Below are 13,969 nucleotides of genomic sequence, written 5' to 3' on the forward strand. Positions count from 1 at the left end.
GTTGTGCAGAATGAGAATCCCGCCTGAGACGACAGGATGGCAGCCATGACGACGACCACGGCACCACGAGAAGACCTGGCCCGTGCCGACGGGGGCACGCCCGTACGACGTGGTGCCGTGGGCGCCGGACGCGCCTACGCCCTGCTGCTGGTGATCACCGGCCTGGCCGGGGTGCTCGCGTCGTGGGTGATCACGGTCGACAAGTACCGGCTGCTGGAGGCCGAGATCTCCGGCGACACGCTCAACATGGCGTGCGACCTGAACCCGATCGTCTCCTGCGGCAGCGTGATGGAGAGCGCGCAGGCCGAGGTGTTCGGCTTCCCCAACCCGGTGCTCGGCCTGGTCACCTACGGGATCATCGTCTGCGTCGGGATGAGCCTGCTGGCCGGGGCGGCCTTCCCCCGCTGGTACTGGCTGACGATGAACGCCGGGATGCTCTTCGGCGTCGGGTTCTGCACCTGGCTGATGTACCAGTCGCTGTACAACATCGGCGCGCTGTGCCTGTGGTGCAACCTGGCCTGGGTGGCCACGCTGCTGATGTTCTGGTACACGACCTTCCGCAACATCCACAACGGCTTCCTGCCCGCCCCGACCTGGCTCCGCGAGGGGGTGGCGGAGTTCCACTGGGCGATCCCGGCGGTCCACATCGGCGTCATCGGCATGCTGGTCCTGACCCGCTGGTGGAACTTCTGGATCGGCTGACCGGCCGGCCGCACGACGAACGGCGAGGGGCCGTCCCGTACCGCGGGGCGGCCCCTCGCCGTTCGTCGGCGCCACCGGGGGCGCTGTCGGCGGGGTGGCTTAGGGTTTCGTTCCGTGGAAGACGATCTGTTCACCGCCGCCGCAGAGGAACGCCGGGAGAAGGACCCCACCGGCAGTCCGCTGGCGGTCCGGATGCGCCCGCGCACTCTGGACGAGGTCGTCGGCCAGCGGCACCTGCTGCGTCCCGGTTCCCCGCTGCGCCGACTGGTCGGCGAGGGCGGGAAGGGGCCCGTGGGGCCCTCGTCGGTGATCCTGTGGGGACCGCCCGGCACCGGCAAGACGACCCTGGCGTACGTCGTCAGCCGGGCCACCGACAAGCGCTTCACGGAACTGTCGGCGATCACCGCCGGGGTGAAGGAGGTCCGGGCCGTGATCGACGGCGCCCGACGCTCGGCGGGCGCCTACGGCAAGGAGACGGTGCTGTTCCTGGACGAGATCCACCGGTTCAGCAAGGCGCAGCAGGACTCCCTGCTGCCGGCCGTGGAGAACCGCTGGGTCACCCTCATCGCGGCGACGACGGAGAACCCGTACTTCTCGGTGATCTCCCCGCTGCTGTCCCGCTCGCTGCTGCTCACCCTGGAGCCGCTGACCGACGACGACCTGCGCGGTCTGCTGCGTCGCGCCGTCGCCGACGAGCGCGGGCTGGCCGGCGCGGTGAGCCTGCCCGAGGACTCCGAGGCGCACCTGCTGCGCATCGCGGGCGGCGACGCGCGCCGGGCGCTCACCGCGCTGGAGGCGGGCGCGGGCGCGGCCCTGGCCAAGGGCGAGGAGACGATCTCCCTGGCGACGCTGGAGGAGGCCGTCGACCGGGCCGCGGTGAAGTACGACCGGGACGGCGACCAGCACTACGACGTGGCCAGCGCGCTCATCAAGTCCATCCGCGGCTCGGACGTGGACGCGGCGCTCCACTACCTGGCCCGGATGATCGAGGCGGGGGAGGACCCGAGGTTCATCGCCCGGCGACTGATGATCTCCGCCAGCGAGGACATCGGCCTGGCCGACCCCACCGCGCTGCAGACGGCCGTGGCCGCCGCGCAGGCGGTGGCGATGATCGGCTTCCCCGAGGCACGCATCACCCTGGCCCAGGCGACCATCGCCCTCGCCCTCGCGCCGAAGTCCAACGCCGCCTACCTGGCGATCGACGCGGCCCTGGCGGACGTGCGGGCCGGGCTGGCCGGCCCCGTGCCGGCGCATCTGCGCGACAGCCACTACAAGGGCGCGAGGAAGATGGGCCACGGCGAGGGGTACCTGTACCCGCACGACGTGCCGGGCGGCATCGCCGCGCAGCGGTACGCCCCGGACGGCGTCCACGGCAAGCGCTACTACGAGCCCACGCGGTACGGCGCCGAGGCCCGGTACGCCGAGGTGGCGGAGCGGGTGCGGGCCCGGCTGCGGGGCGGGGACGGGCCGCGGGAGGAGCCGAGGGGCGAGGGGTGAGGGGTCGCTCCCGGATCACTCCGAGGTCGCTTCGGACGCCGCTTCGAACAGGGCGCGCACGGCCTGTCGCAGTTCCCGGACGGTCCGCACCGGGCGGGGGAAGTCGAAGCGCGCGTCGAAGCCGTGTCCGTCCGCCCAGAACCGCACCCGCAGCCCGAAGCGGTCCAGCGCCAGCGGCGCCACCCGCTCCCAGGCACCGGCGTCGCAGGTCCGTTCGCGCTCTCCCAGCAGCCCGCACAGCCCGCGCATCAGGTCGTCGTGGGCCGCGGCGAGGTGTTGGAGGAGTTCGGTCTCGTGGCGGGCCAGGGGATCGGGCTCGGCGGCGGCGAACTCCTCGGGTTCGACGGACTCGGTGCCCCACAGGTCGTCGATCCAGCCCTCGCCGACCTCCAGCCGCAGCTGCGTCCACGCGTCGCCCGGGAACGGGCCGTGTGGGTGTCGCGCGGCGAGCAGCGTGGCGCACTCGGCGCGCTCGGCGCCGGTCACGGGGGTGAGCCAGCCGGCCAGCCGGGCCCGGCCGCGGATGCGGTGGGGGACCGCGACGGGTGCCACATCGGTGATCTCCACCACAGCGGCGAGGTCGTCGCCCCGGGCGTGCGCGGCGGCCCCGGCGGCCGGGGAACCGGCCGGGACCAGCAGGATCACGTCTCCTTGGGGGGTGACGGCGCGGGCCTCGGCGGCGCCCTGTCCCGGGTCGTGTCCCAAGCCGTGGAGCTCGACCCCGGGAATGACCAGGGAGGCCGATGCGTTCGCCTCGGCGAGAGTGCGCAACCGTTCGGCGGCGTCGGGCCGTCGGACGTCCGATTCCTCCTCGGGACGCGGCTGACTCCTGTCCACGTCCTCCGTGCCTTTGGTGCCGTCCGCACGGTCGGCGCCGTGCGCGGAACCGGCGCCGGACAGGGGACTCCCAGGTCGAAACATGCGTTCTCCTCCGCTAAGGTAAGGCTCACCTAAGTTACACGGAGGTCCGTTCAACGTGAACCAGTCGCGTCCCAAGGTCAAGAAGTCGCGTGCCCTCGGCATCGCGCTGACCCCGAAGGCCGTCAAGTACTTCGAGCAGCGTCCCTACCCGCCGGGCGAGCACGGCCGGGGCCGCAAGCAGAACAGCGACTACAAGGTCCGGCTGCTGGAGAAGCAGCGGCTGCGCGCCCAGTACGACATCAGCGAGCGCCAGATGGCCCGCGCCTACGAGCGCGCCCGCAAGGTCGAGGGCAAGACCGGCGAGGCGCTCATCGTCGAGCTGGAGCGCAGGCTGGACGCGCTCGTGCTCCGCTCGGGACTCGCCCGCACCATCTACCAGGCGCGCCAGATGGTCGTCCACGGCCACATCGAGGTCAACGGCCGCAAGGTCGACAAGCCCTCCTTCCGGGTCCGCCCGGGCGACGTGGTGATGGTCCGCGAGCGCAGCCGCGAGAAGCACCCCTTCCAGGTGGCCCGCGAGGGCGGCTACGCGCCCGACGGCGAGACCCCGCGCTACCTGGAGGTCAACCTCAAGGCGCTGGCGTTCCGCCTGGACCGCGACCCGAACCGCAAGGAGATCCCGGTCGTCTGCGACGAGCAGCTCGTCGTCGAGTACTACGCACGCTGAGCGCCCGCGAGGCGCCGGCCGGGCGCGTCGAGCACGCCCGGACCTCCCGGTTCCCGGCCCTCCCACCGACCTTCCGCGGGAAGGACGGCGGGAGGGCCGTCGCGCGTGTGCCGCACGTGGACCGGGGGGAATGCGGTACGGACGAGGGGTGCCGGCGCGATAAGGTCGGTAACCGCCGTCGCACCCGTGGGATCGGTGGGCGCAGGTCCCTTCACGAGCCACGGCGCGGCGGCCGACCCCATACATCCGAGGGAAGCGGTGCAGCGTGTCCGGTGGAGAGGTGGCCGGCCTCCTGGTGGCCGTCTTCTGGGCGATCCTGGTGTCGTTCCTCGCCGTGGTGCTGGTGAGGCTCGCGCAGACGCTCAGGGCGGCGACCAGGCTGGTGACGGGCGTGACGGAGCAGGCGGTCCCCCTCCTCACCGAGGCCTCCGAGACCGTCCGCTCGGCGCAGAGCCAGCTCAGCCGGGTGGACGCCATCGCCGCCGACGTCCAGGAGGTCACCGCCAACGCCTCGGCGCTCTCCTCCACCGTCTCCACCGCCCTCGGCGGCCCGTTGGTGAAGGTCGCCGCGTTCGGCTACGGCGTGCGCCGCGCCCTCGGCCGCAGGAACGGACCGCCACGACCGAGGAGCACCGTCGTCGTGGGCCGGTCCGTACCGGCCGCGCGCCGAGCGGGACGCGCGCGCCGCGACGGACGCGAGGGAGAGGACTGAGCCCGTGTTCCGCCGCGCCTTCTGGTTCGGGGCCGGCGCCGCCGCCGGCGTCTGGGCCACCACCAAGGTCAACCGCAAGCTGCGCAGCCTCACCCCCGAAAGCCTCGCCGCCAAGGCGGCCGACCAGGCCGTGGCGGCCGGATACCGGCTGAGGGACTTCGCGCTCGACGTCCGCGCCGGAATGGCGCAACGGGAGAGCGAGTTGAACGAGGCACTGGGGCTGACGGCGCCCGTCGACCCCGCCCCCCACCACCCCGAGCTCCCCGCGCGGGCGACGCCCCGGACACTGCCCGGCGGCCCCCGTCGCGGACTCGGCACCACCCACCCGTACGACCGGAATGAGGACCACTGATGGAGTCGGCTGAAATCCGCCGCCGCTGGCTGCGCTTCTTCGAGGAGCGGGGGCACACCGTCGTGCCGTCGGCGTCGCTGATCGCGGACGACCCGACGCTGCTGCTGGTTCCCGCGGGCATGGTGCCCTTCAAGCCGTACTTCCTGGGGGAGGCCACCCCGCCGTACAAGCGCGCCACCAGCGTGCAGAAGTGCGTGCGCACCCCGGACATCGAGGAGGTCGGCAAGACCACCCGGCACGGCACCTTCTTCCAGATGTGCGGCAACTTCTCGTTCGGCGACTACTTCAAGGAGGGCGCCGCCGAGCTCGCCTGGGAGCTGCTCACCACGCCGCAGGACAAGGGCGGTTACGGGCTGGACCCGGAGCGACTGTGGATCACCGTCTACGAGGAGGACGACGAGGCCGAGCGCGTCTGGCGCGACGTCGTCGGCGTCCCCGCCGAGCGGATCCAGCGCCTGGGCAAGGAGGAGAACTACTGGGACATGGGCGTGCCCGGTCCCTGCGGTCCCTGCTCCGAGATCAACTACGACCGCGGTCCGGAGTTCGGCCCCGAGGGCGGCCCCGCCGTCAACGACGAGCGCTACGTGGAGATCTGGAACCTGGTCTTCATGCAGTACGAGCGCGGGCCGGGCGAGGGCAAGGACTACCCGATCGTCGGCGACCTGCCCAGCAAGAACATCGACACCGGCCTCGGTCTCGAACGCCTGGCGATGATCCTCCAGGGCGTGCACAACATGTACGAGACCGACACCCTGCGCGCGGTCATCGACAAGGCCGGCGGGCTGACCGGGGTGGCCTACGGCGACGCCGAGGACTCCGACGTCTCCCTGCGCGTGGTCGCCGACCACATGCGCACCTCCGTGATGCTCATCGGCGACGGCGTCACCCCCGGCAACGAGGGCCGCGGCTACGTGCTGCGCCGCATCATGCGCCGCGCCATCCGCAACATGCGGATCCTGGGCGCCGAGGGGCCGGTCGTCGGCGAGTTGGTCGACGTCGTGATCGGCACGATGGGGCAGCAGTACCCCGAGCTGATCACCGACCGCCGGCGCATCGAGACCGTCGCGCTCGCCGAGGAGGCCGCCTTCCTCAAGACCCTCAAGGCCGGCACCAACATCCTCGACGCCGCCGTCACCGAGGCCAAGGCCGCCGGCGGCAACGTCCTGCCGGGGGAGAAGGCGTTCCTGCTCCACGACACCTGGGGCTTCCCCATCGACCTCACCCTGGAGATGGCCGCCGAGCAGGGCCTGTCCGTGGACGAGGAGGGCTTCCGCCGCCTGATGACGGAGCAGCGGGAGCGCGCCAAGGCCGACGCCAGGGCCAAGAAGACCGGCCACGCCGACCTGAGCTCCTACCGGGAGGTCGCCGACACCGCCGGGACCACCGTCTTCACCGGCTACACCGACACCGAGGGCGAGGCCACCGTCGTCGGCCTGCTCGTGGGCGGCCTGCCCTCGCCGGCCGCCACCGAGGGCGACGACGTCGAGGTCGTGCTCGACCGCACCCCCTTCTACGCCGAGGGCGGCGGGCAGCAGCCCGACACCGGACGCATCCGCCTGGACAACGGCGCCGTCGTCGAGGTCCGCGACGTCCAGCAGCCGGTGCCCGGTGTCACCGTGCACAAGGGCACCGTCCAGGTCGGCGAGGTCACCGTCGGGGCCTCGGCGTACGCCGTCATCGACGTCAAGCGCCGCCGGGCCATCGCCCGGGCCCACAGCGCCACCCACCTCACCCACCAGGCGCTGCGCGACGCGCTGGGCCCGACGGCCGCCCAGGCCGGTTCCGAGAACGCCCCCGGACGCTTCCGCTTCGACTTCGGCTCGCCGACCGCCGTCCCTGGCACGGTCCTCAACGACGTCGAGCAGAAGATCAACGAGATTCTCGCTCGCGAACTCGACGTCACCGCCGAGGTCATGAGCATGGAGGAAGCCAAGAAGCAGGGCGCCATCGCCGAGTTCGGCGAGAAGTACGGCGACCGGGTGCGTGTGGTGACCATCGGCGACTTCTCCAAGGAGCTGTGCGGTGGAACCCACGTGCACAACACCGCCCAGCTCGGTCTGGTGAAGCTGCTGGGCGAGTCCTCCATCGGCTCCGGCGTGCGCCGTGTGGAGGCCCTGGTCGGGGTGGACGCCTACCAGTTCCTCGCCCGCGAGCACACGGTGGTCTCCCAGCTCACCGAGCTGGTCAAGGGCCGTCCCGAGGAGCTGCCGGAGAAGATCTCCGGGATGCTCTCCAGGCTCAGGGACGCCGAGAAGGAGATCGAGCGCTTCCGCGCCGAGAAGGTCCTCGCCGCCGCCGCCGGACTGGCCTCCTCCGCCCGGGACGTGAACGGGATCGCCTTCGTCGGGGGCCGGGTCCCCGACGGCACGAGCGCCGACGACCTGCGCAAGCTGGTCCTCGACGTCCGGGGCCGCGTCCAGGGCGGACGCCCGGCCGTGGTGGCCCTGTTCACGGTGGTGAACGGCCGTCCGCTGACCGTCATCGCCACCGACGACGCCGCCCGCGACCGCGGTCTGAAGGCCGGCGACCTGGTCCGCACCGCCGCCAAGACCCTCGGTGGCGGAGGCGGCGGCAAGCCGGACGTCGCCCAGGGCGGCGGCCAGAACCCGGACGCGATCGAGGACGCCGTCGCCGCCGTCGAGCGCCTGGTGGCGGCTTCCTGATGCGGCGCGGCAGGCGGCTCGCCGTCGACGTCGGGGACGCCCGGATCGGGGTCGCCTCCTGCGACCCCGACGGGCTGCTGGCCACCCCGGTGGAGACCGTGCCGGGACGCGACGTCCCGGCCGCCCACCGGCGGTTGGCCGAACTCGTGGCCGAGTACGAGCCCCTGGAGGTCGTGGTCGGGCTCCCGCGCTCCCTCAGCGGACGCGAGGGCCCGGCCGCGGCCCGGGTGAGGGCCTTCGCGCGGAAGCTGGCCGGGACGATCGCCCCCGTGCCCGTGCGCCTGGTCGACGAGCGGATGAGCACCGTCACCGCCGCCCAGTCCATGCGGGCCTCGGGCGTGTCGTCGAAGAAGGGCCGGAGCCGCATCGACCAGGCGGCGGCCGTGGTCATCCTCCAGAGCGCCCTGGAGACCGAGCGGGTGTCGGGTGAACCCCCTGGCGAGTGCGTCGAGACAGCGGCCTGATCGCGGTACGGTAACGTTCCGCCCGGACGGCGCTGTTCGAATACCAGCCGGTACGGCGGACGGTGGTTCGGACACCAGTGCCCGCGTGTGACACCACCGGCTGCCGCCTCGCGGCTCTAGGGGATCGATGACTGAGTATGGCCGGGGCCCCGGCTCCGAACCGTGGCATCCCGATGACCCTCTCTACGGGGACCGGGGATGGGACGGGTCCCAGCACGGAGGCTGGGACCCGTACAGCGGACAGCAGCAGCAGTACCAGCAGCAGCCCCAGCAGGCGCAACAGTCCCACGACCCCCTGACATCCCCCTATGACGGGCAGGGCTGGGACACCCAGGGCGGCGGTGGGCCCTACGGCGGGCAGCAGCACCAGGACCCGTACGGCGACCCCTACGCCGGACAGCGGCACCAGGACCCGTACGGCGGCGGGCAGGGCTGGGACACCCGGGGCGGCGGTGGGCCCTACAGCGGGCAGCACCAGGACCCGTACGGCGACCCCTACGCCGGACAGCGGCACCAGGACCCGTACGGCGGACAGGGCCACGGACAGCACGACGATCCCCACGGCGGACAGGGCTGGGACACCCAGGGCGGGGGCGCGCGGCACCAGGATCCCTACCAGGGACACCAGGAGCACCAGGGGCACTCCGACCAGTACGGACACCACGCCCACCCGGACCAGCAGCACGGCCCCCCACCGCCCCCGCACGGTCAGCCTCCGCAGGGACAGCAGCACCCGCCGCGGGGCCGGCGCCGTGACGAGCCGGCCCCGGACCCCGGGCCCGACGAGGAGACGGGCTGGGACCCTGGCCCCGACCAGGGCGAGCACGCCTTCTTCTCGGACGACGGCGACGATCACGACGACGGTGACGACCACGACGGTGACGACGGCCGGTCCGGCCGCGCCGGCCGCGGTCGCGGCCGAGGCCGCCGCGACAACAAGAAGGGCAGGAACGGCGTCGCCTGCCTCGTCGTCGCGGTCGTCCTCGTGGGCGGCGTCGGCGGCGCGGGCTACTTCGCCTACGACTTCTACCAGAGTCACTTCGCCGCCGCGCCCGATTTCTCCGGCGAGGGCAGTGGCGAGGTCCAGGTCGAGATCCCCGAGGGCAGCAGCCTGGCGCAGATGGGGGCGATCCTGGAGAAGGCGGGAGTGGTCAAGAGCCAGGGCGCGTTCATCGAGGCGTCCAACGCCAACATCAAGGCACAGGGCATCCAGGCCGGCGTCTACATGCTCCGCAAGGAGATGTCCGCGGAGGCGGCCCTGGAGATGATGCTCGACCCGTCCAGCCAGAACGCCCTGATCATCGCCGAGGGGAAGCGGGCCTCGGAGATCTACGCGCTGATCGACGAGAAGCTCGGCCTGGAGGACGGCGCCACCGCCGAGGCCGCGAAGGAGGCCGATCTCGGTCTGCCCGAGTGGGCCGAGGGCAACCCCGAGGGCTTCCTCTTCCCCGCCAAGTACACCGTGGGGGAGAAGACCACGCCCGAGGGTCTGCTCAAGGAGATGGTGAAGCGGGCCGAGAAGGAGTTCGCCAGGATCGACCTGGAGTCCCAGGTGGAGCAACTCGGACTCGAATCGCCGCTGGAGGTGCTCACCGTCGCCAGCCTGGTGCAGGCGGAGGGCAAGTACAAGCACGACTTCGAGAAGGTCGCCCGGGTCGTCTACAACCGGCTCAAGCCGGGCAACACCGAGACCAACGGGTACCTGCAGTTCGACTCCACGTACAACTACGCGAAGAACCAGTACACGCTGGACGTGCCCTCTCCCAGCACCATGGCCAAGTTCGACCACCCGTACAACACCTACGCCAAGAAGGGCCTGCCCCCGGGGCCGATCAACAGCCCGGGCGCGGAGGCGCTGCACGCCTCGGTCGAACCGGCCGAGGGCGGCTGGTACTACTTCGTGTCGATCACGGCGGACAACACGGTGTTCACCGAGACCTACGAGGAGCACCAGAAGTACGTGGAGGAGTACAACAAGACCCAGCAGTGAGCGAGTGGCGGCGTCCCACGGACGGTGTGGCCGGAAACCCGATCACCGGGGACGCCTCCACCGCGGGGCGCGGGGCGGGTACTGTCCGTCTCCGTGGAGAAGTGCCGGACGATGCGGCCGGAGCCGGAGAGGGAGCACAACGGTGGGTAACGGCGTCACTGAGCCCGGGAGGCGGGCGGCGGTCCTCGGATCGCCCATCGCCCACTCGCTCTCCCCGGTGCTCCACCGGGCCGCCTACGCGGAACTGGGGCTGATCGGCTGGTCCTACGACCGTTTCGAGGTCGACGAGAACGGCATCGGACCCTTCCTGGAGGAACTGGCGGGACGCGGGGAGGACTGGGCCGGGCTGTCGCTGACCATGCCCCTCAAGCGGGCCGTCATCCCGCTGCTGGACGAGATCGGCGACACCGCGGCGTCGGTCGAGGCCGTCAACACGGTGGTCTTCACCGACGACGGACGTCGCCTGGGCGACAACACCGACATCCCCGGCATGGTCGCCGCCCTGCGCGAACGCGGCGTCGAGAGCGTTCCGCGCGCCGCCGTGCTGGGCGCCGGGGCCACCGCCTCCTCGGCGCTGGCCGCGCTCGCCCGGATCTGCTCCGGCGAGGTCACCGCGTACGTCCGCAGCCGGGCGAGGGCCGAGGAGATGCGCGGCTGGGGCGCGCGGCTGGGCGTGGCGGTGACCACCGCCGATTGGGCGGACGCGCCGCGGGCGCTGACCGCGCCCCTGGTGATCGCCACCACTCCGGCGGGCGCCACCGACGACCTGACGGCGGCCGTGCCCGAGCGGCCCGGCACCCTCTTCGACGTCCTGTACGAGCCCTGGCCGACCCCGCTGGCCGCGGCCTGGGCGGCCCGTGGCGGGCGGGTCCTCGGCGGACTGGACCTCCTGGTGCACCAAGCCGTCCTCCAGGTCGAGGCGATGACCGGCCGAACCCCGGCCCCGCTGGCTGCCATGCGCGCGGCGGGCGAGGCGGCGCTGGCCGCCCGCACGGCCTGAGCCCCGCCCCGGCGGAGACGTTCCGTCTGCTGGACGGGCGACCGGCCCCGTGGCACGGTCGTGAAAAGATTCGAAGAAGAGCACGTACGGGCCTGGACTGAGGAGCACCGTTGAGCAGGTTGCGCTGGCTGACCGCGGGGGAGTCGCACGGTCCCGCACTGGTGGCGACGCTGGAGGGACTGCCCTACGGCGTGCCGATCACCACCGACATGGTGGCGGACGCGCTGGCGCGGCGGCGACTGGGCTATGGCCGCGGTGCCCGGATGAAGTTCGAGCGGGACGAGGTCACCTTCCTCGGCGGCGTCCGGCACGGGCTGACGCTGGGCTCCCCGGTGGCGATCATGATCGGGAACACCGAGTGGCCCAAGTGGGAGAAGGTGATGGCGGCCGACCCGGTGGACGAGGCCGAGCTGGCCGGACTGGCCCGCAACGCGCCGCTGACCCGGCCCCGGCCCGGCCACGCGGACCTGGCGGGGATGCAGAAGTACGGGGTGGGGGACGCCCGCCCGATCCTGGAGCGGGCCTCCGCCCGGGAGACCGCGGCCCGGGTGGCGCTGGGCACGGTGGCGCGCTCCTACCTGAAGGAGACGGCCGGCATCGAGATCGTCAGCCATGTCGTCGAACTGGGCGGAGCCAAGGCGCCGGCCGGCCTGCTGCCGAGCCCGGAGGACGTGACGCGGCTGGACGCCGACCCGGTCCGCTGCCTGGATCCGGACGCGAGCGAGGCGATGGTCGCCGAGATCGACCAGGCACACAAGGACGGTGACACCCTGGGCGGCGTCGTCGAGGTGGTGGTGCACGGGGTGCCGGTCGGGCTGGGCAGCCATGTGCACTGGGACCGCCGGTTGGACGCCCGGCTGGCCGCGGCGCTGATGGGCATCCAGGCCATCAAGGGGGTGGAGGTCGGCGACGGCTTCGAGCTGGCGCGGGTGCCGGGCTCCCGGGCGCACGACGAGATCGTGCCGACCGGGGACGGGATCCGCCGGTCCTCGGGCCGGTCGGGCGGCACCGAGGGCGGGTTGTCCACCGGTGAGCTGCTGCGGGTGCGGGCGGCGATGAAGCCCATCGCCACCGTGCCGCGGGCGCTGGCCACGGTGGACGTGGCCAGTGGCGAGCCGGCCCGCGCCCACCACCAGCGCTCGGACGTGTGCGCGGTGCCGGCGGCCGGGATCGTGGCCGAGGCGATGGTCGCGCTGGTGCTGGCCGACGCGGTGGCGGAGAAGTTCGGCGGCGACCACGTGGCCGAGACCCGCCGCAACGTCGCCGGCTACCTGGACCACCTGGAGATCCGGTGAGCACCGCGTCCCGGGGTGTCGCTCCGGGCCCGGCGGTGGTGCTGGTGGGCCCGCCCGGCGCGGGCAAGACCACGGTGGGCACCGTGCTCGCCCGGCGGCTCGGGGTCACCCTGCGCGACACCGACGCGGACGTCGAGGCCGCCGCCGGCCGGCCGATTGCGGAGATCTTCATCGAGGACGGCGAGCCGCACTTCCGTGAGCTGGAGCGGGAGGCGGTGCGCGCGGCGCTGGCCGAGCACGCCGGGGTGGTCTCGCTCGGCGGCGGCGCCATCCTGGACGCCGGCACCCGCGCCCGGCTGGCCGGGCTGCCGGTGGTCTTTCTGGACGTGGCGCTCGCCGACGCGGTCCGGCGCGTCGGCTTGGACGCCCCGCGCCCGTTGCTGGCGGTCAACCCCCGCAAGCAGTGGCGCACCCTGATGGAGCAGCGCCGGCCGCTGTATGTCGAGGTGGCCCGCGCGGTCGTCGACACAGCCGGCCGCGACCCGGAACAGGTCGCCCAGGCGGTCCTGGACGCACTCGAGTTGAAGGACGCATGACCACCACACCTCCCACCCGCATCACCGTCGGCGGCACCGTCGGCACCGCCCCCTACGACGTCCTGGTCGGCCGGCGACTGCTGGGCGAGCTGCCCGGCCTGATCGGCGCCGACGTCCGCCGCGTCGCCGTGATCCACCCCGAGGCGCTGACCGAGACCGGCGAGGTGCTCCGAGCGGACCTGGCCGACCAGGGCTACGAGGCCATCGCCATCCAGGTGCCCAACGCCGAGGAGGCCAAGACCGCCGAGGTCGCCGCGTACTGCTGGAAGGCGCTCGGCCAGTCCGGTTTCACCCGCACCGACGTCATCGTCGGCGTCGGCGGGGGAGCCACCACCGACCTGGCGGGGTTCGTCGCCGCGACCTGGCTGCGCGGGGTGCGCTGGATCGCGGTGCCCACCACCGTGCTGGGCATGGTGGACGCGGCGGTCGGCGGCAAGACCGGCATCAACACCGCCGAGGGCAAGAACCTGGTGGGCGCCTTCCACCCGCCGGCCGGCGTGCTGTGCGACCTGGCCGCGCTGGAGTCGCTGTCGGTCCACGACTACGTCAGCGGCCTGGCGGAGGTGATCAAGGCGGGCTTCATCGCCGACCCGGCGATCCTGGAGCTGATCGAGGCCGACCCGGAGGCCGCCCGTACCCCGGCCGGTCCGCACACCGCCGAGCTGATCGAGCGGTCCGTCAAGGTCAAGGCCGAGGTGGTCTCCGCCGATCTGCGGGAGGCGGGCCTGCGGGAGATCCTCAACTACGGGCACACCCTGGCCCACGCCATCGAGAAGAACGAGCGGTACAACTGGCGGCACGGCGCGGCCGTCTCCGTCGGCATGGTCTTCGCCGCCGAACTCGGCCGGATCGCGGGCCGGTTGGACGATGCCACCGCCGACCGGCATCGCGCGATCCTCACCTCCGTCGGACTGCCGGTCACCTACCGCGGCGATCAGTGGCCCAGGCTGCTGGAGACGATGAAGGTGGACAAGAAGACCCGCGGGGACCGGCTGCGGTTCATCGTGCTGGACGGTCTGGCCAAGCCCACCGTTCTGGAGGGGCCGGACCCGGCGATGCTGCTGGCCGCGCACGCGGAGATCGCCGACTGACCGCCGACCGGTAGCCGACCGCGACAACCGACCGATGGTCCGGCCGGTTTCCGGTCGGACGCCGTCCCCGCCCGCCCGG

13 protein-coding genes are annotated in these 13,969 nt (G+C 72.7%); 12 read left to right on the top strand and 1 reads right to left on the bottom strand.

Annotated features, from left to right (window positions below; all coding sequences use genetic code 11):
• Nucleotides 1-45 precede the first annotated feature (45 nt).
• Together IF47_RS0108415 and IF47_RS0108420 are read left to right on the top strand one after the other, a co-directional pair.
• Nucleotides 46-702 (top strand): vitamin K epoxide reductase family protein, encoded by a 657-nt coding sequence (locus tag IF47_RS0108415; RefSeq protein ID WP_031507722.1) that lies wholly within the window; start codon nucleotides 46-48, stop codon nucleotides 700-702.
• A gap of 114 nt (nucleotides 703-816) precedes the next feature.
• Complete coding sequence (locus tag IF47_RS0108420) at nucleotides 817-2,199, top strand: replication-associated recombination protein A (RefSeq protein ID WP_031507723.1); 1,383 nt, start codon at nucleotides 817-819, stop codon at nucleotides 2,197-2,199.
• 15 nt (nucleotides 2,200-2,214) lie between these two features.
• Here the strand turns inward: IF47_RS0108420 and IF47_RS0108425 are convergent, their stop codons facing one another.
• Nucleotides 2,215-3,120: a DUF2470 domain-containing protein gene (locus IF47_RS0108425; protein ID WP_106982521.1), complete on the bottom strand. Its 906-nt coding sequence runs from the start codon at nucleotides 3,118-3,120 to the stop codon at nucleotides 2,215-2,217.
• A 55-nt stretch (nucleotides 3,121-3,175) separates the two neighbouring features.
• Here IF47_RS0108425 and rpsD point away from each other — a divergent pair, with 55 nt between their 5' ends.
• The 10 genes from rpsD (at nucleotide 3,176) to aroB (ending at nucleotide 13,890) form a co-directional block, all read left to right on the top strand.
• The gene (gene rpsD, locus IF47_RS0108430; protein ID WP_031507726.1) at nucleotides 3,176-3,787 is read left to right on the top strand and encodes a 30S ribosomal protein S4; all 612 of its coding nucleotides are present in this window, start codon (nucleotides 3,176-3,178) and stop codon (nucleotides 3,785-3,787) included.
• Between the two features lie 265 nt (nucleotides 3,788-4,052).
• Nucleotides 4,053-4,499 carry a DUF948 domain-containing protein gene (locus tag IF47_RS0108435; RefSeq protein WP_245641044.1) on the top strand — a complete coding sequence of 149 codons (447 nt, stop codon included), beginning with the start codon at nucleotides 4,053-4,055 and terminating at the stop codon, nucleotides 4,497-4,499.
• Between the two features lie 4 nt (nucleotides 4,500-4,503).
• Nucleotides 4,504-4,851 carry a DUF6167 family protein gene (locus IF47_RS0108440; protein WP_031507728.1) on the top strand — a complete coding sequence of 116 codons (348 nt, stop codon included), beginning with the start codon at nucleotides 4,504-4,506 and terminating at the stop codon, nucleotides 4,849-4,851.
• Nucleotides 4,851-7,514, top strand: coding sequence for an alanine--tRNA ligase (gene alaS, locus IF47_RS0108445; RefSeq protein WP_031507730.1), 2,664 nt, complete (start codon nucleotides 4,851-4,853; stop codon nucleotides 7,512-7,514). The genes IF47_RS0108440 and alaS overlap by 1 nt, the downstream gene beginning before the upstream one ends.
• The gene (ruvX, locus tag IF47_RS0108450; RefSeq protein ID WP_031507732.1) at nucleotides 7,514-7,978 is read left to right on the top strand and encodes a Holliday junction resolvase RuvX; all 465 of its coding nucleotides are present in this window, start codon (nucleotides 7,514-7,516) and stop codon (nucleotides 7,976-7,978) included. The genes alaS and ruvX overlap by 1 nt, the downstream gene beginning before the upstream one ends.
• Nucleotides 7,979-8,105: 127 nt before the next feature.
• Nucleotides 8,106-9,968, top strand: coding sequence for an endolytic transglycosylase MltG (gene mltG, locus IF47_RS0108455; protein ID WP_031507734.1), 1,863 nt, complete (start codon nucleotides 8,106-8,108; stop codon nucleotides 9,966-9,968).
• Nucleotides 9,969-10,110: 142 nt separating this feature from the next.
• Entirely contained in the window at nucleotides 10,111-10,968 is an 858-nt protein-coding gene (locus IF47_RS0108460; RefSeq protein ID WP_031507736.1) for a shikimate dehydrogenase, read from the top strand.
• A gap of 110 nt (nucleotides 10,969-11,078) precedes the next feature.
• Nucleotides 11,079-12,263: a chorismate synthase gene (gene aroC, locus IF47_RS0108465; protein WP_031507737.1), complete on the top strand. Its 1,185-nt coding sequence runs from the start codon at nucleotides 11,079-11,081 to the stop codon at nucleotides 12,261-12,263.
• On the top strand, nucleotides 12,260-12,799 hold the full coding sequence (locus IF47_RS0108470) for a shikimate kinase (protein WP_031507738.1): 540 nt from the start codon (nucleotides 12,260-12,262) through the stop codon (nucleotides 12,797-12,799). The genes aroC and IF47_RS0108470 overlap by 4 nt, the downstream gene beginning before the upstream one ends.
• Nucleotides 12,796-13,890, top strand: coding sequence for a 3-dehydroquinate synthase (gene aroB, locus IF47_RS0108475; RefSeq protein ID WP_031507740.1), 1,095 nt, complete (start codon nucleotides 12,796-12,798; stop codon nucleotides 13,888-13,890). The genes IF47_RS0108470 and aroB overlap by 4 nt, the downstream gene beginning before the upstream one ends.
• The last annotated feature ends 79 nt before the right edge of the window (nucleotides 13,891-13,969 follow it).

The sequence above is a fragment of the Streptomyces megasporus genome (assembly GCF_000718985.1).
GTDB classification, from domain to species: Bacteria; Actinomycetota; Actinomycetes; order Streptomycetales; family Streptomycetaceae; genus Streptomyces; species Streptomyces megasporus.

Coding starts and splice junctions, on each gene's coding strand:
- IF47_RS0108415 (WP_031507722.1), top strand. CDS start 46: ATGACGACGACCACGGCACCACGAGAAGACCTGGCCCGTGCCGACGGG.
- aroB (WP_031507740.1), top strand. CDS start 12,796: ATGACCACCACACCTCCCACCCGCATCACCGTCGGCGGCACCGTCGGC.
- alaS (WP_031507730.1), top strand. CDS start 4,851: ATGGAGTCGGCTGAAATCCGCCGCCGCTGGCTGCGCTTCTTCGAGGAG.
- ruvX (WP_031507732.1), top strand. CDS start 7,514: ATGCGGCGCGGCAGGCGGCTCGCCGTCGACGTCGGGGACGCCCGGATC.
- IF47_RS0108425 (WP_106982521.1), bottom strand. CDS start 3,120: ATGTTTCGACCTGGGAGTCCCCTGTCCGGCGCCGGTTCCGCGCACGGC.
- mltG (WP_031507734.1), top strand. CDS start 8,106: ATGACTGAGTATGGCCGGGGCCCCGGCTCCGAACCGTGGCATCCCGAT.